14 protein-coding genes and 1 pseudogene are annotated in these 21488 nt (G+C 60.7%); 10 read left to right on the top strand and 5 right to left on the bottom strand.

What is annotated here, in order from left to right; all coding sequences use genetic code 11:
* Positions 1 to 1643 precede the first annotated feature (1643 nt).
* Positions 1644 to 1997 (top strand): hypothetical protein, encoded by a 354-nt coding sequence (locus G3N58_RS08295; RefSeq protein ID WP_167037651.1) that lies wholly within the window; start codon positions 1644 to 1646, stop codon positions 1995 to 1997.
* Positions 1998 to 2170: 173 nt separating this feature from the next.
* On the opposite strand, the gene G3N58_RS08290 is transcribed toward G3N58_RS08295, so the two are convergent.
* Entirely contained in the window at positions 2171 to 3085 is a 915-nt protein-coding gene (locus G3N58_RS08290; RefSeq protein WP_167037654.1) for a LysR family transcriptional regulator, read from the bottom strand.
* Between the two features lie 95 nt (positions 3086 to 3180).
* On the opposite strand from G3N58_RS08290, the gene G3N58_RS08285 reads away from it, so the two are divergent.
* A complete protein-coding gene (locus tag G3N58_RS08285) occupies positions 3181 to 4248 on the top strand; it encodes an SDR family oxidoreductase (protein ID WP_167037657.1) in 1068 nt (355 codons plus the stop codon).
* A 290-nt stretch (positions 4249 to 4538) separates the two neighbouring features.
* Here the strand turns inward: G3N58_RS08285 and G3N58_RS08280 are convergent, their stop codons facing one another.
* Entirely contained in the window at positions 4539 to 4820 is a 282-nt protein-coding gene (locus G3N58_RS08280; RefSeq protein ID WP_345889822.1) for a hypothetical protein, read from the bottom strand.
* Between the two features lie 681 nt (positions 4821 to 5501).
* Here G3N58_RS08280 and G3N58_RS08275 point away from each other — a divergent pair.
* The 3 genes from G3N58_RS08275 (at position 5502) to G3N58_RS08265 (ending at position 9269) form a co-directional block, all read left to right on the top strand.
* On the top strand, positions 5502 to 6950 hold the full coding sequence (locus G3N58_RS08275; RefSeq protein WP_167037659.1) for a basic amino acid/polyamine antiporter: 1449 nt from the start codon (positions 5502 to 5504) through the stop codon (positions 6948 to 6950).
* Positions 6951 to 7497: 547 nt separating this feature from the next.
* A complete protein-coding gene (locus G3N58_RS08270) occupies positions 7498 to 7950 on the top strand; it encodes a Fur family transcriptional regulator (protein WP_167037661.1) in 453 nt (150 codons plus the stop codon).
* Positions 7951 to 8462: 512 nt separating this feature from the next.
* Positions 8463 to 9269 (top strand): porin, encoded by an 807-nt coding sequence (locus tag G3N58_RS08265; protein ID WP_346778249.1) that lies wholly within the window; start codon positions 8463 to 8465, stop codon positions 9267 to 9269.
* Positions 9270 to 9330: 61 nt separating this feature from the next.
* Here the strand turns inward: G3N58_RS08265 and G3N58_RS08260 are convergent.
* Positions 9331 to 9700 (bottom strand): annotated as a pseudogene (locus G3N58_RS08260) (transposase); the annotation flags it as partial.
* On the opposite strand from G3N58_RS08260, the gene G3N58_RS08255 reads away from it, so the two are divergent.
* Together G3N58_RS08255 and G3N58_RS08250 are read left to right on the top strand one after the other, a co-directional pair.
* Entirely contained in the window at positions 9689 to 9808 is a 120-nt protein-coding gene (locus tag G3N58_RS08255) for an integrase core domain-containing protein (RefSeq protein ID WP_167037664.1), read from the top strand. The pseudogene G3N58_RS08260 and the gene G3N58_RS08255 overlap by 12 nt on opposite strands.
* Before the next feature lie 932 nt (positions 9809 to 10740).
* Positions 10741 to 12039 (top strand): site-specific integrase, encoded by a 1299-nt coding sequence (locus G3N58_RS08250; protein ID WP_167037667.1) that lies wholly within the window; start codon positions 10741 to 10743, stop codon positions 12037 to 12039.
* 451 nt (positions 12040 to 12490) lie between these two features.
* On the opposite strand, the gene G3N58_RS08245 is transcribed toward G3N58_RS08250, so the two are convergent.
* Positions 12491 to 17965: an AAA family ATPase gene (locus G3N58_RS08245; RefSeq protein ID WP_346778250.1), complete on the bottom strand. Its 5475-nt coding sequence runs from the start codon at positions 17963 to 17965 to the stop codon at positions 12491 to 12493.
* A 363-nt stretch (positions 17966 to 18328) separates the two neighbouring features.
* Here G3N58_RS08245 and wrbA point away from each other — a divergent pair, with 363 nt between their 5' ends.
* Together wrbA and G3N58_RS08235 are read left to right on the top strand one after the other, a co-directional pair.
* Entirely contained in the window at positions 18329 to 18943 is a 615-nt protein-coding gene (gene wrbA, locus G3N58_RS08240; RefSeq protein WP_167037672.1) for an NAD(P)H:quinone oxidoreductase, read from the top strand.
* Between the two features lie 56 nt (positions 18944 to 18999).
* Positions 19000 to 19395 (top strand): nuclear transport factor 2 family protein, encoded by a 396-nt coding sequence (locus G3N58_RS08235; protein ID WP_205998905.1) that lies wholly within the window; start codon positions 19000 to 19002, stop codon positions 19393 to 19395.
* Positions 19396 to 19425: 30 nt separating this feature from the next.
* On the opposite strand, the gene G3N58_RS08230 is transcribed toward G3N58_RS08235, so the two are convergent.
* Positions 19426 to 20403 carry an oxidoreductase gene (locus G3N58_RS08230; protein ID WP_167037676.1) on the bottom strand — a complete coding sequence of 326 codons (978 nt, stop codon included), beginning with the start codon at positions 20401 to 20403 and terminating at the stop codon, positions 19426 to 19428.
* 101 nt (positions 20404 to 20504) lie between these two features.
* Between G3N58_RS08230 and G3N58_RS08225 the strand changes: the two genes are divergently transcribed.
* Positions 20505 to 21470 (top strand): AraC family transcriptional regulator, encoded by a 966-nt coding sequence (locus tag G3N58_RS08225; RefSeq protein ID WP_167037679.1) that lies wholly within the window; start codon positions 20505 to 20507, stop codon positions 21468 to 21470.
* Positions 21471 to 21488: the final 18 nt, after the last annotated feature.

Raw genomic sequence — 21488 nt, 5'->3', positions numbered from 1 at the left:
TGCGCTGACATTTCTACGGGGAGAAGCAGAATGCGGGGTCTGGGTATTCCAGCTCAGATACCCGCTACTGCAGTCTGCCGAAATATTTGCTGCGTGGTCCGATCTCTACTTACGCCCTGTTTCCCTTGAGAGGCTCGTTCTCGACGGCCATCACAACGATCAGGCTCGCACAAAAAGTCGCATGGAGTTTTTCTCGCGTCCTCCGTTTGCCGTGTCATTGACGGCGTGCAGCAAAAACGGTCTGCTGACCTTCTGTCATCGGCCTCGCTCCATTGCCGTGTGCACCTTGAGGACCGATTTCACTACATGGCTTTGGCGCGTATAAACATTGGCCATCTTCCTTATATTGGGTTGTGCTCTGGGAAATGGACCCGTCGCAGAGGGCCTGTCTGGTTCGACTAATAATGAGGCGCAGATTCAGTTGTCTCTAACGATTACGGCGCCGGTGTGAACGATCCGCGGATCACGTGGAGTTTGGCCTACTGGTCTGGAGAGCGACGATCAAGCCAGCATGGAGGCTGGAACGTCCAATCAGTAGAGAACGTCCTGAATCGATATTCACAGAAGAGTTCGCTGGCTTACCGTAGGGTCGGCAAATGCGCTATCGAGGTGCCAAAAATCCTCCCTTGTCAGGGGAAGCCGGCTCAACCCATGAGGGGAAATTTCAAAGCTGCCAAGAACAATGGCGGGCTAGCATCAATGGCAACAGCCTGATAGATAGCCTTTTACAGGTCCGACAGGAACAGGATTTACGTCTTGATCCTGATGCAGCGAAGCCGACTCTTCTTCCTCTACGAAGGCCATATGGGGATCGTAGATGTTCTTAGGCCAAGTCCTGCCTACACGAGACTTGGTGCAAACAGACGCTAGCTTCATGACTGCAACAGCGTAGTCCCGCAGCACTACCCGGCATGCTATCGCGATTTACTTCCCGTTCTGAACTCCGCAGAGCTAGGGTCAATGCCTGTCGGCGATCAGCAGCCGTAAGAGGGTTACGGTAAAGATAACAGCGCAGCGATCCGGCGGTTTTCCTAGCGAATCGCCATCTCATCATTCTCAAGCCGATCGGTATAGGCGTGGGAACATATCGCTTTATCCACGGACACCACGCGACAGCATCCTTACCGAAACCCACGTGTCAGGCGAGCGAACAACAGGGAAGGGAGGTAATATAATTAGGGGCCATATCAATTGACCAGCCACAAGCAGTTAAATTGCGCAAAGCAATACCAATTTCGACAATATATGCACAAGTTTGTGATTCCCGAGCCAATTTAGCGTGTAGCCGCATCGTGAAACAATATAAAACGGCGGGAAAACCAAGCAACTCACTGTTTTATAAGCTGTTTTTAGAAATTATGAATTATGTTTCACGAAAAAAGGGCGTTTGCCAAGCGAAACGAGAGTTGTTCTCGCCGGATGGGATGTATATCGGAAATATCTAAGAAAGTATCGACGAGCCGTAGCATTCAATACGTAATTTGTAGCGAACGTCAACGCTCCATCCAACGAACTCCCACCGTTCCGCACCCATAACCGGGATCACGAAATTCAGTAGTACGCGCGCAAAAACTATCAATTTTATTTGCGGACCGACACCCGAATAATCCGTCTCACGCTCTCACCACAATGACGGTGACAGCATGTCAAAATCCACCCGCATCCAACGCGGAATCCGCCTTTACAGCGATCGGCATGAGTGCTTCCTGCGCAAGCTCGACCTCGAGGGCTACATTGCCGAAGCGGCAAAAATCGGCGCCAGTGGCATTGAAATCGTAAGCGAGCAGATGATTCCCAACGCGTCCGATGCGTTTTATGCCCAATGGCGCGAATGGAAAGCGCAGTACGGCACGACACCGGTTTGTCACGATCTCTTTCTCGACACGAAGCGCTATCCTGACCGTCGCCTCGCTGATGACGAATGCGTCACATCCATCGAGGCCGATTTGCGTCACGCGTCCAGACTCGGCTGCACGCTTCGTGCGCGTACTCGTTAGCGTATCCGCCGCATATTCTCTCGCGCTACTCGTGATCGCCGCCGTGCCACGTGCGCGTCGCGCAGGATGGAGAGCGCGATGCCGAACACGGCAGCGGGGCAGCAGGGCAGTGACGCGTCATATCGCCAACAAACAGAATCACTCTCCGTCCAGCGGACACTCGAAGCCCCCGCTCATCGAATCTGCAAATGAGCTTCGAGCGTTTGCGCCAGCACATCGATTTTCGGTGTGCGTCGCCGCGCAACCGGCCATATCAGGCTGAGCGGTAAGCCGTCGGTGGCGGCGTCCGCGAGGATTTCGACCACGCGTCCAGCCTTCAGATCGTCCCGCACCAGCCAGGTGGCGAGCTGCGCAATGCCGAGTCCCGCCCGTACGAATGCGAGTTGCGCCTCCGCGTCTCCCGCCACGATGCGGGAGCGAACGACGCGCTGGCCAATGTGCCCGTCCGCCTGAACGTACGACCATGCCGATTGCGTGCCGTCCGGCCGTCCATAGACGATGCAGTCGTGCCTTTCCAGATCGTCGATCGTCAGCGGCGCGCGGTTCCGTTCAAGATAGGCCGGTGCCGCACAGAAGATCAGTCTTTCATGGCCCATGGCGTGGTGTGCGAGCGATGACGGCAGATCCTGCGGGCCACCGATGCGCACGGCCAGATCGACGCCTTCGTCGGCCAGGTCGACGAAACGGTCCGCGAACAGCAGATGCGGCCGCACCTCCGGATACTGCGCGGCAAACCGCAGCAATACCGGCACGACACACAGCCGCCCGAACGATGCCGGCAAGGCAATGCGCACGGTGCCGACCGGCTCGCGCTTTTGCGCGGCGAGCACGGCTTCCGTCTCCGCAAGCTCGCCCAGGATGTTCGTGCATGTGGCGTAGAACGCGTGTCCCGCATCGGTGAGTGACAGGCTGCGCGTTGTCCGCTCGAACAGCACGACACCGAGCCGCTGTTCGAGCCGAGCGATGCTTTTGCTCACAGCCGAGCTCGTCAGGTTCAGTTGCTGGGCGGCGGCGGTGAAACTGCCGGCATCGGCGGCACAAACAAAAGGCACGATGCCTTTCAGACGTTCGTTCGGGAAAGTGGTCAATTGATGAAATTAATTCTCGAAAATGATGAAATATTATCTGAGATAGGAATTCATGTCTGAAGTACCCTCATCCGGTCACCAATCCGGAGAAACAGATGAGCAAGAAAGCATTGATCGTCGGCGCAAGCGGCGTAGTAGGGCGGGCCTTGGCGGAACGCCTGTTGTCGACCAGCTGGACTGTCTATGGACTGTCGCGCGGGCGCAGTGCCGCCGTGCCCGGCTGCGTGCCTGTCGTCGCGGACCTGACCGCAGCCGATTCGGTTGCCGCTGCGACGGCGGGCCTCGACGTCAGCCATGTCTTTTTCACCGCCTGGTCACGTCAGGCGACCGAGAAGGAGAACATTCGCGTCAACGGCGCGATGGTTCGCCATGTCCTCGGTTCTCTCGCGCACTCCACGAAGCTCGAACACGCTGCACTGGTGACGGGCCTCAAACACTATCTGGGTCCGTTCGAAGCCTACGCATCCGGCGCTGTCCCCGATACGCCATTTCGCGAAGTGCAGGGCCGTCAGCCGGTCGAAAATTTCTACTACGAGCAGGAAGACCGGCTTTTCGAAGCAGCAGCCCGCGACGGCTTCACCTGGAGCGTGCATCGCCCGCACACGATCATCGGGTTTGCACCGGGCAATGCCATGAACATGGGGCAGACGCTGGCCGTCTACGCAACACTGTGCCGGCATAGCGGACAACCGTTCGTCTTTCCCGGCTCCGCGGCGCAGTGGAACGGGCTGACGGACATGACCGATGCGCGTCTTCTGGCCCGCCATCTTGAATGGGCCGCCACGAGCACGGCCGCGCGCAATGAGGACTTCAACGTCGTCAATGGCGATGTGTTTCGCTGGAAGACGATGTGGGGACAACTGGCCGATTACTTCGGCATCGAAGCCGCACCGTTCGACGGTACCGTGCGGCCACTCGAAGGCCGGATGCAGGACGCGGCGCGCCAGTGGCGCGACATTGCGAACTGGCACGGACTGAAAGAGCAGAACATCGACCGGCTGGCTTCATGGTGGCACACGGACGCCGATCTCGGACGTCCGATGGAAGTCGTGACGGACATGACAAAGAGCCGCAAGGCAGGGTTCCTGGATTATCAAGGCACGCCAGATGCGTTCTTCGATCTTTTCGGACGCCTGAAGGCGGAGCGTCTCATTCCGGGTTGAGAGCTTGGTTGCCCGCCTCAACCTCGCGCGCGCATTCGGGCAACACATCCTTGAATCACACGTAAGCCGGATCGTTGTCGCGCATCATCAGCTTACTTACCGCGGATCGTCGATTCATTTCGTGCCGACAACGCGGAACGTATTGAAACCGGAATTTTCCAGCTGAAACCAGGGCGGAAAAGTTCTGTTCAGGTCGCCCGTTCCTGATTGATGCGCAAAGTAAAAAGCCGTCACCGTGAAGTCACGATGACGGCTTTCCATTCGGCCGTTGTTTTGAGTGGCGCTTCCTGTTATTGAGGCGTCGACGCCGACATGGCGGCGGTCGCGCGCTGGCGCGATTCCTGAACAGACTGATTGCGCTCGGCGCTGGCCTGACGCCGCTGTTCTCTCATTTTCGCGCGGGCCTGCGCATTCGCCGCGCGCTGTTTCTGATTAGCCTGACGCACTTCCGTCCGTTTCTGAACGATCGGGTCGCTATGCGTTGCACTGGCCGCTGCGGCGGCCGGGGCGGCAGCATCGGGCTGGGCCGGTTGCTGCGCAAATACCGATCCTGAAGCGATCGCGCCGAACACGAGCAATGCAGAGGTGATTCCAAGAATAGTACGTGACATCATTTAACTCCACCAGTTAAGACGACTAATTACATTACATACCTACCTGAAATATGTTTCTTTGACCGTGCCTCATGCGCTATGACTCATAGTCGGTGCCGTGGCGTTTCAAATTTACCGATGACATATCATGGCGGCGTTATTCGTTTCGCCGGCAGCAAAGGACATGTACGTGGCACGCAGGGGCCACTTTAACACTCTGTTCGATGCATGCAACTGGTGTGTCTCCAAAGATTGAGGAATTAATCGTTATTGAGCATGGTAAATATGAATTAGTTGTCAAATTCATGCGTACCTGACGTAATGAAATGGACCACTCGCTGCGCATGAAAGAACAATTCACTAAAAGTTGAGTGATGCCATATCGGTAAAGATAATTTATTATGGCTGCGATGATGGTTTGGGCTACTCAGGTTCGCTCGGCGAAACCTGCATGTCGAAGCCTCTTTGAAGCGAACTTTTAACCACTACGACGAGGACATTCCCGACTAGGACACAGGTTGCCTGATCGGGAGAATGGTTTGCATCGCATGCGGAGTGGGTGACATGGATGCATTGCACAACGAGAAGCATATACCGTGTGCGTGCTGATTCCACGTCAGTCCTTTTCCGGAAGAAATCGGCTTCTCCGAATGGTGGACGATGACAACCCAGGTTGAGACGAAACTGTCGTTGCCCGCATTGACCGCGATGGTCGTCGGCTCCATGGTGGGGGCGGGGATTTTCTCGCTGCCGCGCAACTTTGCGCGGGCGACCGGGCCGGCTGGCGCGATCATCGCGTGGTGCGTGGCGGGCATCGGCATGTATGCACTGGCGCGCGTTTTTCAGGCGCTGGCCGAGCGGCGTCCCGAACTCGATGCCGGCGTGTTCGCGTACGCAAGGGCGGGCTTCGGCGACTACGCGGGCTTTCTGTCCGCATTCGGCTACTGGATGGCGGGATGCTTCGGCAATGTGTCCTACTGGGTGTTGATCAAGTCGACACTCGGTGCATTCGTTCCCGCATTCGGCAACGGCAATACGGCGATTGCGATCATCGTGTCGTCGCTGGGCATATGGCTGTTTCACCTCGTGATGCTGCGCGGCGTGCAGCAGGCGACGATGATCAATACGATCGTCACCGTCGCGAAGGTGATTCCGATCGTGCTGTTCATCGGCATTCTGATCGTCTTGTGCCGCGCCGATATGTTCCGCGCGAATCTCTGGGAAGGTCATGGCGAGTTGGGAGCAGGACTCTTCTCGCAGGTGCGGGCCACGATGCTCGTTACCGTGTTCGTCTTTGTCGGCATAGAGGGCGCGAGCGTGTACTCGCGCTATGCGAGAAAGCGCGCCGACGTCGGCACCGCCACGGTCTCGGGCTTCGCGGCGGTATTGTGCCTGCTGGTTCTCGTGACGCTGCTGCCCTACGCGACATTGCCGCGTGCCGACATCGCGCTGATGCGCCAGCCCTCGATGGCCGCGGTGCTCGGTGCGCTGCTCGGTCCATTCGGTGTGGTGTTTGTCAGTGTGGGGCTGATCGTTTCGATTCTCGGCGCTTACCTCGCATGGTCGCTGATCTGTGCCGAGGTGCTGTTTGCCGCCGCGCGCATGGAGACGATGCCGCGCATCTTCTCGCGGCAGAACGAGCGCAAGCTGCCGGTCGCCGCTATCTGGCTGACCAGCAGCGTCGTGCAGATGTTCGTGATCAGCACATACTGGTCGACCGATGCATTCGCGTTGATGCTCAATCTCACGAGTTCGATGGCGCTGATTCCGTATTTTCTCGTGGCCGCGTATGGCATCAAGGCTGCGCGTCACGATCGCGAGCATAGCGAGCAACATGGCGACCGTGCTTTGAGCCGCGTGTTACGCAGGGAATATTTCATTGCGGCGTTCGCGACGTTGTATACGGCCTTTCTGCTGTTCGCGGGGGGCGCCAAATTTCTGATGCTGTCGGCGTTGCTCTATGCGCCGGGTTCGGTGCTTTACGTGCTGGCGAAACGCGAGCGTGGCCAGCGTGTGTTTTCCAAGGCTGAGTGGGTTATCTTTGCTGTCGCGGTGTGTGGCGCTGTTGGCGCGTTGGTTGGTCTTGTGTCTGGGGGCATTGTCATTTAAGACTTCGGGCTTCGCTGTCGTGATCTGCAAATGTTCACGCAATTCGGGGTACTGCGTGGCAAACCATAGCAACGGAGCGTTTCCAAACCGGCGCGCGAATTCGTCGTCGAATCGCGTATGACAGGAAAATGAATACCTAAAATTATCGCGAATATTGCAGCACTCCATCTCAAGCGCGGCAATGCTGCCGCTTCATGAATTGCGATAACTCGCGAACATCATGGACAACTGTCAACAAAAGCGGGTATAGGCCGGTCGATCTGGCGATCGCGCATCACATTGCAGGCGGGAGCTAAAACTTCTTCACGTCGCATGCAGCCAATGAATTTCTCATGGCAACACCTGGCGCGAAGCCATGGCATAAAAACGAAATTCGCCGCAACTCAACAACGACCTTAAGGTTCTCCTAAGGATGCAGCTCTCATAGTCTCTCCTCTTTCCATTCGTCCTGCGAGAGCCGGGCGATAACCGTCCCGCCCCTTTCTTCGCATCGACCGGCGACGACAGTCCTCTCCAACGGCGCGATCGCCTGCGCCGCGTTGCCATCATGTCCATGAACATTCATCGAATTCTCGAGCAGGCCGGCTTGCGGCCCACGCTTCCGCGTGTCCTCGTGCTGGAGTTTTTTCATCAGCACGCCCATGAGCATTTCAGCGCGGATCAGGTCTACAAGCGCCTGAATGGCGATACGCCGAATATGAGCCTGGGGACGCTTTATCGCGCGCTAGGTCTGCTCGTGGACAGCGGGTTGTTGAGCAGCGTTGCACTCGGCGAAGGCTGCCTGGTTTACGAGTTCAATGACGGCAAGCCGCACGATCACATCGTGTGTACCGAATGCGGCGGCATCCGCGAGTTCTTCGACGAAGAGATCGACGCGCGTCAACAGGCGGTCGCGGATCAACTCGACTTCGACGTATCGGGACGGCACCTCGTACTATTCGGCCTGTGTCCCGACTGTAGAACGGGCAAGGTGCAGATGCGCATGGTGGGCAGAAGATAGCAGAGCACATCCGACGCCACTCGTTCCGACTGGTCGCGTGCGCCGCACACCCGAGCAGAAAATAAGCAATTCGAAACATTCGATAGACGAATCGGTCCTAGCCTCGGCAACGGCGGTCCGTGTGTGCAATCGAGCGCACCCGCACGGCCGTCGTCACGGTCATCGACTCGGGTAATATCGTGCCGTTGCCGCTGGCGCATGATGAACGACGAGGGCTGTTCGTGAACGCCCAGGCCGGTGCCCGGTTGCAACGTCGCGCCCGGCAACGGGCACGAGGGCCACGGCGGTTGCATGATCGACAAATCCGGCCATGACTTCAACGATCAGACGTTGCCGATCGGTGTCGCCTGCCGGGCCATTTTTGTCGAGCAATACTCCCTGTAGTCCGACATTCGCAATGTGCTATCGCTGACTGGTGCGGCGCCGGATCGGCGGCAAGACTCTACCCATAACGATGCCGACAACGAGGAGTCACATGAAATATAAGAAGACCGTTTTGTGCTGCAGCAGCGGTGCTGTTTTCTCACACGGCTTGGGCCGACTCGTATTTTCAGCGAGTGCTGTCCGAGTGGCCGTCGATGCCATCCGCTATCCAGCAGACCGGCATTTCGCTCTATGGCGCCGTCGACATGGGCCTCAATTTCCAGAGTGTGAGCGGCAATTCGCGCTGGCAGACGCAGAGCGGCGGCGTTCACACGTCGCAATTCGGCTTGTTCGGCCGGGAAGACCTCGGTGGCGGCCTGAAGGCGGAATTCAATCTTGAAAACGGCTTCATGGCGAACAACGGCACGTTCGGCACCAGCAATACGCTGTTCGATCGCGCCGCGTGGGTTGGCCTCAATTCGGCAAGCTGGGGCGTGGTGCGCCTCGGCCTGCAGCCGACCGCGAATCTGCCGCCCTTCGTCGACCCGTTCGGCGAAGTGACGACGAATTCGGTCGTCACGTGGCTCGTGGGCGGTGCGGTGCAAACGCCGAAGGGTGTCGGCTACAACGCCGACCTCGGCCCGGGTTCGAGTCAGGTGCTCGTGCGCACAAACAACGCGGCAACGTGGACCACGCCGCGCATCATGGGTTTCGGCGCAACCTTCCTCTATGCGTTCAACGGCCAGGCCGGCGTGTCGCCGAACGCGTCGAACGAGGGCGCTGTCGCGTCGTGGACGAACGGCACATGGTATCTGGCGGCGCGTATATTCGCCCGTGCGCGCTGGTGCGTGGACGCGATGGCTGACCAACAAAACGGGCTTGCAGCCATTGCCGATTGTGCCGAAAGCACAACCCTTACCGCTGCCCGAGATCATTGCGCGCCAGGCGCGCATTGAAGTGCCGGCCACGAGGAGCGAGCGGCGCAAACCCCGCTGAGGGGTGCCCCTATGTCCTTCGTCAAGCGTTAGGGGCTGACTTGGGTTGGTAAATGGAGCCGTCGCGCAGCATGGCGAACAGGACGTCGCAGCGTCGCCGTGCCAGTGCGATGAGGGCCTGGTTATGTCGCTTTCCCTGCTGGACCTTGCGTGCGTAATAAGCCCGTGAGACGGGGTCTCTCAAGGCCGCGAAGGCAGATAGAAACAAGGCGCGTTTGAGCACCTTGTTGCCGCGCCTGGACGGATGCTCGCCACGGATGGATGAGCCTGAGCGCCAGGTAACCTGCCGAAGCAAATGCTTTGTGTGCGACCTCGGTGAGAAGTCTGGCGGCGGTCCTGACGCCGACTCCCGGCATGCTGGTCAGGACCGGCCAAAGAGGGTGAGCGAGCAGCCGTCGATGGGCACGGCCGGTGACGCCTACGACAACGCCATGTGCGAATCATTCTTCGGCACGCTCGAAGCGGAGTTGCTGTCGCGAGAACACTTTCCGACCCATTAACAGGCTCGACGTCGTCTCTTCTGGTTCCTCGAGGGCTGGTACAACGTGCGTCGCTTACATAGCAGCATCGGCTACTATTCGCCGCTCGAATTCGAAGAGTCGCACATAAAAAAACTGGGCGCTCCGACATGCAGGTTGCCCATCGTCGGGCGGCGTCATGGTCGTGACAGGCGACCCGCCGCCCGCCCGTGGACAACCTGCGACTCATCGATCAATGGAGGCCAACCACACATCGATCGAAACCGCAAATCCGTCCGTCGAAGCGGGTCAATCTCACTACCACGCCAAACAGAATTGTAGGGAGTGTGCAGCCAACAAGGTCTCGCCGGCGAGTGTCTCATGCCCTAGTGGAAGCGGTCGGTCGGCAATTGCTTGTGGATGGCACAAGTGGGCCGATCAGGCGCGTGTCGCGGAACTTCTATCATCATTCGCGAGAATGACGTTTCAGACGGGTTTTTCACTCACGGACGGCAGTGTATCGTCGACGTGCAAGCTCGACGGCGGACGCGAGACTCGTGAAGCTACGTCTCATATCGACGGCAAAGTCAGTCGCGCTTGACCTTATCCGCACGAACCTCAACTGTGCGTTCCGAGGAGATTATCGAGTTTCCGGCGAATCGTGAATGCGGCGCGCCGTCTCGTTAACGCCGTTGATACTCCGAGCGCAGGCGTCTAATGGACGTTACTGGAATATTTTGGAGTGGGAATGATTTAGACTGCTCCCAGGTCGTTCCGGGAGGTCCGGTTTTTCCTGTTTTTCCGTTAAAAAACAGAGGGTTATTGTCCGCGGCGATCCGATGGGATCCGGACAGTGCCCGGAGGAAATGTCGGTATCGGTGACGGTACCGACATTTCTTCCTCGGACGGCCTTGTCCGATACCGTCAAGTCAGTCTGACGGTATCGGTTGACGGTATACGTTCGAGGAGTCCCTATGCTCACAGACATGCAGTTGCGAGCGCTGAAGCCGGCCCAGAAGATCTACAAGGTTGCCGATCAGCGTGGGCTATATGCGGCAGTGACGCCGTCAGGCGCGGTGAGCTTCCGGTACGACTACCGGGTGAACGGTCGCCGGGAAACCCTGGTTATCGGTCGGTACGATCCATCACTTTCCGCACGGAAGCCACGCAAGCTAGACGAACTCGGATTCGGAATGGCTATTAGCCTCCCGGAAGCCCGGCTTCTACGCGACCAAGCCTACGGAGCCATCCAACGCGGAGAAAGTCCGTCACGTGCGAAAGTCGAGAAACGGGTCGAGGCGACCGAGGCGCTAACGTTCGGTAAGTGGGCGGAGAAATACTTTGTGGAGACTGCTCTTGCCGACTCAACACGAGCGATGCGCAAATCGGTATACGAGCGGAATCTCGCGTCGGAATTCGGCCGGCTGAAGTTGGAAGAGATCACGCCCGCACGACTGATGGCGCGCTGCGAGAAGATCAAGGAGAGGGGCGCCGCGGCCCCTGCCGTGCAGGCGCGCGACATCGTTCTGCAGGTCTATCGTTTCGTGCAGGCGCGAGGACTAAAGGTGGACAATCCTGCGGAGGCCATCCGCCCGTCTGCCATCGCCACCTTCAAGCCGCGTGATCGTGCACTGTCGCCCGCAGAAATCCATGTGTTTTTCAGTGCATTGGAACGGACGCCGACGATGCCTACGCTGCGTCTTGCTATCAGATTCATGCTGCTCACGCCGGTGCGCAAGTCCGAGTTCATTCTGGCGATGTGGAGTGAGATAGATTTCGACGCCGCAGTCTGGACAATTCCGAAGGAACGGATGAAGGCCGGCCGCTCTCACATTATCTATCTTAGCCAACAGGCTCTGGACATTCTGGTCGCATTCAAGACGTGCTTCGGAGCGAGTTCGTACGTGCATCCGGGCCGCTATGAGACGGCTTCCCCGATAAGTGCGGCGACCCTGAACCGTGTCATCGACAGCACGGTCAAGCTGATACGCGACGACGGGGTGGATTTTGATCCGTTCACGGTGCATGATCTGCGTCGGACGGCCAGCACACTGTTGCACGAAACAGGGTTCAACACCGACTGGATCGAGAAATGCCTCGCTCACGAACAGCGTGGCGTGCGCGCGGTCTACAACAAGGCCGAGTATGCAGAGCAGAGGAGGGAGATGCTCCAGGCGTGGGCGGATATGCTGGACGACTGGATTGCCATCAATCCAAAGATGAGCGTTCTCGCGTCGACACAGCCAGTCAAGACTCGTGAGTACATCTCTTAAGTTCGAACTTCTATGTGCTCAAGAATGTACTTGTTTGCATTCGGATCGCCATGTTTGACGCTGGGCGAATAAACAAAATTTCGGCATGGGTGGAAAATTATCCTGGGTACGTTGGATTCCTATCTATTTGGTAAAATATTTTCTGGTTCAGGAGAGGACTCGAATATAAAGTTTAAGTATTTGAAAATTAAATAAATATTTTTATTTCATATCGAAAATATACGTATTTGTATACGCAAAACAGTGGATTCTTCCGGACGATCCCGGCACTGGACTATCAAGCTCCAGCGCGTTCTGTTGGGGGAGCTGAAACCCTTGCTGGGTCGGCTTCTCAGTCTCGCCTCTATTCCCTGGTTTACTGTCCTGGTCCGTTGACTTCCTTTGTTTCGTGGGGCTGGTTGAGGCATGCCGCTGTCTTCAACAGCCCGGCGCTCAGTGCGCCAGCTATTCATCAACTGGCCTTATTGCTACCAGGAAGCACGAACTCGAAGACCGCGCCGTGGGGAACGTTGGCGCTCGCGTGAAGCTTTCCCCGATGTGCTTCGACGATCGAACGGCAGATCGACAAACCCATGCCGAGACCCCGCGTCTTCGTCGTGTAGAACGCATCGAAAACGCGCTCGGTTTCCTTCGTCGGCAGCCCGGGGCCGGTATCGCGCACGACAACCGATACGCAGTTCGGCGCATGTCCCGTCGTGCTGATCTGCAATTCGCGTGGCTTGCCGCTTGTCGTGCACATCGCCTCGATTGCATTCATGATCAGGTTGAGCATGAGTTGCTGAAGCTGTACGCGGTCGCCCAGCATGAACGGTAAGTCCGCATCGAGTGAAGTCGTGACCGAAACGCCGTTTTTCGATGCTTCGCCTTGCACCAGATCGATCACGGCGCGAACGGCCTCGTTGATATCCACCTGCTCTTGACGGAGCGGGGCCTTCTTGACCAGCTCCCTGATTCCCTCGATGATGCCGCCGGCTCGCCTGCCGGCGCTGACGATGTCATCGAGCGATTCCCTGATTTCCCCCAGGTCGGGTGGGGTGGCCTTCAGCCAATGCAGGGCCGCCGCCGCATGCGTGACGGCCGCTGTGATGGGCTGCTGGACTTCGTGAGCGATCGAGGCGGTGAGCTGGCCCATCGTCGCCACGCGGTTGGCATGTGCCAGTTCCATTTGTGCTTCGAGGTAGCGCCGCTCGTTCTCGCTCGCTTCGGCTTCAGCTCGCTTGCGCTCGGTCAGGTCAAGTACGAAGCCGATGCTTTCGTCGCCGCCTGCTTCGAGCAGCGCCATGCCGATCAGCACCGACACGCGGCTGCCGTCCTTTCTGAAATATTCTTTCTCGAATGGCGCCAGCTTGCCGGCCGTCATCAGCGTCTGAATTTTTTGCCTGTCGATCTCATGCCACTCGGGCGGCGTCAGCTCGGTCCAGCGGATGCGTCCCGCTACGAGATCGTCGCGGCAATATCCGATGATACGTAGAAAGGCGTCGTTGGCCTCGAAAATCCGGCCCGCCGTATGCCAGATCGCGATGCCGACGATATTGGCATCGATCAGGCGGCGGATGTGCGCCTCGCGTTCGGCCAGTTCCTGATACAGGCGCGCATTCTCCAGCGTGGTCGCGGCTTGCGAGGCCAGCAGCTTCAGCACTGCGATCCGGCCCGGCACGAAGACGCGAGCCGCCAGATTGTTCTCGAGGTATAGCGTGCCGACCAGCTTGGTCTGGTTGACGAGCGGCAGGCAGAGAACCGAGCGGACCCGATGCGCGCCGATATAGGCATCGGCGGCAAACGGCGCTGCTCCGGTGCACGCATCGTCGAGCAGGATGCTCTCGCGCGTGCGTACGACGTACTGGAGCACGCTCTCCGGCAGCCTCGCCGTCGTGGCGGGTTCATCGCAGAGCGTCACGACGACGGCGTCGCCGGCTACGCTTGCATGCGCGGCGATGCGCTGCTCGTCGCCGCGCGCGAGCGTCAGCACGCAGCGCTGCGCGCCCGCGTGCCCGAGCGCGATGCGCAGCAGCTTGTCGAGCAATTGCGCCAGTTCGAATTCGCCGGACATGGCTTGAGATATTCCGGTCACGATCGAAAGATCGAGGCGCTCGACCGATGTCTCGATCGCCCTCGTCGCGGCGAGCACGGGCTCGCGCGTACGAAGGTGCGGATACGTCTCTTCGAGCTGCCGCACCTTGCCGTCGGCACCCCAGTTCAGATAAGCGTCGCGTGCGCTGCGCCGGAGCATCTGCGCAAACGTTTCGAGGCCGCGCGTCGCATGAAAGCGCGCGGCCAGCTCGCAAGCGAGCGCCTCGATATGGATGAAGCCGTTCTCGCGAGCCGACCGGATGGCCCGCTCGAAGCGTTGCCGGGCGCCGGGTTCGTCTCCGTCGATGCGGGCGAGTTCGGCTCCGGCCAGTGCCGAGCGGCAGGCGAAGTTCTCGGGACAATCGGCCGACCAGGCTTCGAGTTGCCGCTGGTGTCCGGCGAGGGTGGCCCGGTGCCGCTGCCGTTCGCCGAGCGGTGCAAAGTCGAACGCGAGTGCGTGGGAGAGGGCCGCGTAAAAGTAATATTCAGCCAGTTCGAAGCTCAACGGCACGCCCCACAGGAAGCGTTGCGCCTGCGCGGCTGCCTCGACGGCTGCCTCGTGATCGCCGGCGAAGAAGCGCGCCTGCATCTTGCGCACCCAGTAGAAGCATCTTGGACTGGGCCAGCCCGGGTGCGTGGCGAATCGCTGTTCGATCCCGCGTTCGTCGAACTGGCTGTCGTCGAAGGTGCCGAATCCCGGCGTCAGGCCGCACAGTGTCCGGACCAGTTGGCGCTGCGCTTCGATGATGTCGACCAGCCCGCCGTACTGCGTCTTGCGCGCGAAGACGAGACTATGCTCCGCCTCGCGAAGCACCTCGGGCAAGGCGTCGCCTGCGGCGAGCAGGTTGGTGGTCATCTGGACGCGCGAGTACGCGCCGTAGAGGAGATTGCCGTGCCGCTCCGCGACCTGCGCCGCGCGGCGCAGCGGATCGCGTCCGGCGCGGACATGCTGCGCCCAGTGTGCCAGGCCGGCGGCGAAGGTCGTGTGCGTTCGGGCCTCGAAGCGTGTCAGTGCGCGCCGGTCGACGAGTCCGCAGGCGAGCCGGCCCAGCCGGAATGCGGTCCGGTAGTCGTTGAATCTCGCGCCCGCGGCGACGCCGAGTTGGGTATAGGCGGGGCACGACGCATCGGCATGGCCATATTCGAGGCTTAGCGCGATCGCGCGGCAGAACAGCAGCACGAACAGGTTGATGCGTTGGCCCGTCTGAAAGATGGGCGGGCCGAGCTTGATCAGGACGTGCAGCGTCGCGAGCGAGTCGGGATCGGTCATCAGCGGAAGCGCGAAGAGATCTTCATCGCTGCGCTCGCGAAGGCGCGACACGATCCGTTCGTACTCCTCTTGCGCTTCGTCGTCGGTCGGATGCGGCGACACGCCGATACCCGCGCCGCGCAGATAGTCGAGCCCGATCGCAATGGCGCGGTCGTTTCGGTCGCCGAGCGAAAAGTACAGGTCGATGCCGAGCGAGGCGACGGCGGCCCGCTCGACGTGCGTGAGCGCGTGTCCGGCAAGTTCATCGAGCCGCATCCGCGCGTCGGCCGTGGCACCGGTCAGGAAGTCGCATTCGGCGCGCAGGCTGTCGAGCGAAAAGCACAACGCATGACGGCGCGCCCAACTGTCCCCGGTCAACAGCGCTGCGCCGGCGCCGGTATAGGCACGCGCGGCGGCATAGGCCGCCGACGCCCTGGCGCGGCGTCCCGCAAGCAGATTGAGTTCGGCGAGCTGCTCGCGTTCATCCCGCGAATCGATCAGGCCGGCGCCGCGATTGAGTTGGCCGACGATGTCGAAAATGTTCTCTTCCAGTTGCGCGGGAGGCGTATGCGCGAGAAGGCAGCGCCCGATCCGCAGATGCGTGTGCGCGATCGACGGGGTGGCAATCAGCGCATAGGCGGCTTCCTGGACACGGTCGTGAGTGAACCGGTAGACACCGCCGCCGAGTTCGACCAGTTCGTTGCGCAGCGCCGGCCACAACAAATCGTGGACTTCGCACTCGGTCGCATCCAGCACGGCCGACAGCATCGCGATCGTGCAGTCGCCGCCGAGGCCGGCGAGCTGTTGCAGCGCATGCTGCGCGGGCGCCGGCAATCGTGCGAGTTTGCCGGCCATCAGATCTGCTACGTTGTCGGTGTAACCGGTGGCGTGAATCTGTCCGATGTCCCACGACCAGCACGCGGCGCGGTGATCGAAGGTCAGCAGGTTTTCCTCGGCAAGCGCATGGAGAAACTGGTTGACGAAAAACGGATTGCCACCCGTCTTCGCATGCACGAGCTGGGCGAGCGGCGCGGCCGATTCGGGATCGCGGCGAATCGTATCCGCCACCAGTTGCGTCACGTGCTCGCACGTGAGTGGGGCGAGCGCGATTTCGTCGACCCGTGTGCCGGTTTTGCGGATCATGGCGAGCTTGAGCGCGAGTGGATGATCGGCATCGACCTCGTTGTCCCGGTATGCGCCGACCAGCAGCAGGTGTCGCAGATCGGAGCTGACCAGCAGATATTCGAGCACGTCCAGCGTAGCGGCATCGAGCCACTGCAGATCATCGAGGAACAGCGCGAGCGGATGTTCCGGCCGCGCGAAGACGCCGATGAAACGCTGGAACACGAGATGCAAGCGGCTGCGTGCTTCCTCGAGAGGCAGCTCCGGCGCCGGCGGTTGTGCACCCACGATGAATTCGAGTTCAGGCACCAGTTCGACCATCAACTGGGTGTTCGGTCCCAGCGCCTTCAGCAGCGCGTCCCGCCAGGCGCTCAGCTCGGCCTCGTGCTTGCCCAGCAGCGGCCGCACGAGGCTCTGGAAAGCCTGTACGAGCGTCGAATACGGTATGTCGCTTTTGCCCCGCTCGAACTTGCCCGCGGCGAAGAGCCCGCGAGGCGGCACCCGCGCCTTGTGCAGTTCGTTGACGATCGACGACTTGCCGATGCCCGAATACCCGGTGACGAGAATCAGGGCGGGGGAGCCGTTCCGGATGACGTGATTGAATGTGCCGACGAGGCGCGTGATTTCACGCGACCGCCCGTATAGTTTTTCGGGGATCAGCAGATGGTCCGGCACGTCGCCCGCACCGGGCAGGAAGTCGTCGATACGGCCTTGCGTGTCCCATTGATCGAGGCAGCGGCACAGGTCGTGTTCGACGCCGGCGGCTGTCTGGTAGCGGTCCTCGGGCATTTTGGCCAGCAGCTTCATGATGATGCGCGAGACCGCCTCGGGAATGTGCGGCGCCCGTTCGCTCGGCGCCAGCGGCTGTCGTGCGATATGGCAGTGGAGCCACTCGATCGGATCGGTAGCGGCGAAGGGCAGCATTCCCGTCACCAGCAGGTAGAACGTGACGCCGAGCGCATAGAGGTCGCAGCGCGAATCGATCGAGCGATTCATCCGTCCTGTCTGCTCGGGTGCCATGTACGCAGGCGTGCCGGCGATGAATTCCGGCGGCTCCAGCGACTGACGCTGGCGTGGCCCCTGGGTGGCAATGCCGAAGCCCGTGAACTTCGCTTCGCCGACATGGCGATCGACCAGGATATGGGCGGGCTTGATATCCCGATGGATCAAGCCGCGCGCATGAAGTCTGCCGAGCGCGCCGGCGATACCATGGGCCAGCCGAAGGAAACGCAGCAACGACAAGGGTGCCGGTATCAATTCCAGTGGCTCGTTGCCGCAATCCTCGAGTACGAGGCAGGGCGTCCTCCGTTCGCATGTGAGCAGCAATGGGCGGGCCGCTGCGATGGGGTCGAGCACGTCCTTGAGCGCGTATTCGTGTGCGAACCGTTCTGCCAGTCGCTCAGTTGCGAAGTCCGTGGCAGGTCTTACGACGAGCACCGCGCGGCGCTCTCCATTGTCGCCTGCGCGCGATTCCCGATAGAACACGCATTCGCTGTTCTTCCAGGCGAAGCGTGGCGAATTCGATCCGAAGTTCACTTGATACGCGTCCGAAGTGGAGCCGGGTAGTTCGATCTCGCCGGGAACCCGCAGACTGCCTGGCCCGCAGGGATCGGTGCAGTCTACTATATCGGGAGGACGGTCTCCACGCCGCACTCGTCGAGCGAATCCGTTCGACCGCGACTCTTTACATCGTGGATACGCAATCTTTCCAGCGGCGCTGTTTATTCGACGCGCAATGCCGTCTACATTCTGTCCGTCGGCGCCGATGAGTACTATCCGCAATCGGCGGTATCCGAATGCCGGCTCGCGACCGCTTCCGGTCAGGCGAGCATAACCAGGGAGTCCAGAATGAAAGCCAAAGTACTCGTCCTCTACTACTCGACCTACGGCCATACCGAACATCTGGCCAACGCCATTGCCGAAGGTGCGCAGGGCGCCGGCGCGGAAGTCGCCGTCAGGCGCGTGCCGGAACTCATGCCGCTGGAGGTCGCGCAGAGGGCGGGTGCCAAGCTCGAGCAGGCCGCGCCTGTCGCGCGTCCCGAAGAACTTGTGGACTACGATGCGATCATCATCGGCAGCCCGACACGCTTTGGCCGCGTCTCGTCGCAACTGGCCAACTTCCTCGATCAGACGGGCGGCCTGTGGGCGCAAGGCAAACTGATCGGCAAGGTCGGCGGCGCGTTCGTGTCGACGGCGAGCCAGCACGGCGGGGCCGAAACCACGCTGTTCTCGATCCTGACGTCGATGATGCACCACGGCATGATCACGGTCGGCTTGCCGTACTCGTACAGCGGCCTGACGAACATGAACGAGATCACGGGTGGCGCGCCCTACGGCGCGACGACACTGGCCGGCGCGGATGGCAAGCGTCAACCGAGCGATAACGAACTGGACGGGGCACGCTTTCAGGGCCGTCATATCGCCGGGATTACGACCGCGCTGCTGCGCGGCCGCAATCAGTAACCGCGTGCGCCGGCGCGGTCACCGGCAGCAAGCGTGACGTTTTCAGGAGCAGCGAAATGCAAGCCCACCCGAATGCACGAGCCGTCGATAATTCGCACTTCGATATCCTGAGGAAACTTCAGGTGTATCTGGACGCGATTTACAGCGGCGACGTAGCGGCTTTGCAGTCCACCTTTCATCCGGCCTCGTTGCTCTTTGCCGAAGTTCGCGGGGAGATCGTGCAGAAGACGCTCAATGTATACCTGCAAGGCGTGAGATCGCGACAGAGTCCGGCTTCGCTGAACGAACCCTACGGGATGTCCGTGCTCGGCGTCGAGGTCGTCGGCAATATGGCGTCGGCCAAGGTGCGCGTGAAGATGTCGGGAAACAACTACTACGATTTCCTGTCGCTGCTGAAGGTGGACGGGCGCTGGCTGATCGTCAACAAGCTGTATACGCACATCGACGAGTAGGGGCGCGCGACCTGCCGTTTGCCAGTCCGCTCAGTCGATATGCACGCCGGTCAAGTGCTCGCTGAGTTGCCAGAGCCGCCCGGCCGCGACCGGGTCCATCGCGCGCGGCCGTACGCCACGCAGTTCAGCCGAATCGTCGGCGGGCAGGGCGGGCGCGATCTCGCAGTCGGCGCAGTAAACGCCCCCCATGCCGGCGAGCCGCGCGCTCGTCGCGCACCATAGCGTGGTGGCGGCACCTTGTTCCGGCGTTTTCTTGTTGTTCTGCGGATCGATGATCGGCTTGCCTGCCTTGTCGATGATTTCGCTCGCATCGATCAGCGCCTGCGGCATGTGGCGGATGAGCGGCGTCGCGATACCGCCGGGATGCACGGAGAACGCTCGCACGTTCTCGCGTTGTCCGATCGAGTCGAGTGCGACGGCGAACAGCGCATTGGCGGTCTTGGATTGCCCGTAGGCAACCCACGGGTCGTAGGTGCGCGCGATGAAGTTAGGATCGCGAAAGTCGATGCCCGCGCGCCGGTGGCCGTAGGAACTCAGCGCAATTACGCGGGCGCCTTGCGCGCGGCGCAAGGCCGGCCACAGCCGGCAGGTCAGCTGAAAATGACCAAGATGGTTGGCCGCGAATTGAGATTCGTAGCCGCGTGCATCGCGCAGGAGCGGCGGTGCCATGATCCCGGCGTTGTTGACGAGGAGGTGCAGCGTGTCAGTTGTCGCGAGCACGCGTTCGGCAAACCTGTCGATCGACGCCGGGTCCAGCAGGTCCATCTGTTCCAGAATCACGCCCGGCATGTCGCGCAGTGCCGCGCGGGCTTTGCTCATGTCGCGAGCCGGCACATGGATCGTTGCGCCGGCCGGGCGCAGCGCGCGGACCGTTTCGATGCCGATGCCGGAATAGCCGCCCGTGACGACCACGTGCCTGCCGCTCAGATCGACGCCCACCATCACGTCGGCGGCGGTGGAAGCGGGGCCGAACCCGGAGCCGATGGGCGCCTGCAAGGTAGTGGACATGGCGTGACTCCGTTTGTTTGACGGGCCCACTTTAGCCTGCGCCGTTCGTACGCGGAATGCTTGAAAGCGCGTGTTTTATGTGAGGGAGTTCGAATATGGCAATGGATCTTCTTTCGGACCTGCTCGATCTCGTGCGGGCGCGCTGCACGCTTGCCGGGCGGTTCGTCGCGGGCGGAAGCTGGGTGCGCCGTTTTGACCAGCTCGACGCCGTGAAGCTGTGCGCCGCCGCCGGCGGCGCCTGCTGGTTCTTCATGGAGGGAATGGCCGCCCCTGCGCGGTTCGAGCGCGGCGACGTGCTGGTGACGAACGGTTCCGCTTCGCTGATTCTGGCGAGCGAACCTCGCCTCGTAGAGCATGCGCGCGCGACGCCGCTCGCGCGGGACGACAACGGCGACTACCGGATCGGGCACGGTGCGGATTTCATGATGCTGGGCGGCATGGTGCGGATCGACGCGCGGCACCAGCGACTGCTGCGCGGCGGCCTGCCGCCCGTCATTCATGTGAGCGGCGCCCGGCGCGAGGCGGCAAGCCTCGCGTGGCTGCTCGAACAGATGGTGCTCGAAATGACGCCGCCAGCGCGTCCCGGCTGGTCTGGCGTGCTGACGGAGCTGGCACAGCTTCTTTTCGTGCAGACGCTCAGGGCGTATGTCATGCAGTCGCCGGACAGCGACGGCGGCTGGCTGCGAGCGCTGGGCGACCGGCGCCTCGCTCCCGCCATCGCCTGCATGCACGCCGATCCCGGGCGGGCATGGCGTCTCGACGAGCTTGCGCAGCAGGCCGGCATGTCGCGCACCTCGTTCGCTGTGCACTTTCGCGAGGCAATGGGCGTGCCGCCTCTCGCCTATCTGACCCATTGGCGCATGCATCTGGCCGAGCGGGCGCTGCGTGCCGGCGCATCGGTCGCGCAGGCCGCCGAGGCGATCGGCTATACGTCGGAAAGCGCGTTCAGCCATGCGTTCAAGCGCACGACCGGTATTGCGCCGGGACGCTGCCGCAGGGCAATCGACGAAGAGAGCCTGCTGTCCTGGCCGGACATGGCGGAAAGCGAGGCGGCGACCGAGTTGTAAAACCGGCTTCGGAAGAGG

Source organism: Paraburkholderia sp. Ac-20342 (assembly GCF_017104985.1).
Classification (GTDB): domain Bacteria; phylum Pseudomonadota; class Gammaproteobacteria; order Burkholderiales; family Burkholderiaceae; genus Paraburkholderia.
Note: the sequence above shows the minus strand (reverse complement) of the source record. Positions and strands in the feature narration are given on the sequence as shown.

Bases quoted from the DNA above. Each gene is read 5' to 3' on its own strand.
- G3N58_RS08295 (WP_167037651.1), top strand. From the start codon at position 1,644: ATGTCAAAATCCACCCGCATCCAACGCGGAATCCGCCTTTACAGCGAT.
- G3N58_RS08285 (WP_167037657.1), top strand. From the start codon at position 3,181: ATGAGCAAGAAAGCATTGATCGTCGGCGCAAGCGGCGTAGTAGGGCGG.
- G3N58_RS08275 (WP_167037659.1), top strand. From the start codon at position 5,502: ATGACAACCCAGGTTGAGACGAAACTGTCGTTGCCCGCATTGACCGCG.
- G3N58_RS08270 (WP_167037661.1), top strand. From the start codon at position 7,498: ATGTCCATGAACATTCATCGAATTCTCGAGCAGGCCGGCTTGCGGCCC.
- G3N58_RS08250 (WP_167037667.1), top strand. From the start codon at position 10,741: ATGCTCACAGACATGCAGTTGCGAGCGCTGAAGCCGGCCCAGAAGATC.
- wrbA (WP_167037672.1), top strand. From the start codon at position 18,329: ATGAAAGCCAAAGTACTCGTCCTCTACTACTCGACCTACGGCCATACC.
- G3N58_RS08235 (WP_205998905.1), top strand. From the start codon at position 19,000: ATGCAAGCCCACCCGAATGCACGAGCCGTCGATAATTCGCACTTCGAT.
- G3N58_RS08230 (WP_167037676.1), bottom strand. From the start codon at position 20,403: ATGTCCACTACCTTGCAGGCGCCCATCGGCTCCGGGTTCGGCCCCGCT.
- G3N58_RS08225 (WP_167037679.1), top strand. From the start codon at position 20,505: ATGGATCTTCTTTCGGACCTGCTCGATCTCGTGCGGGCGCGCTGCACG.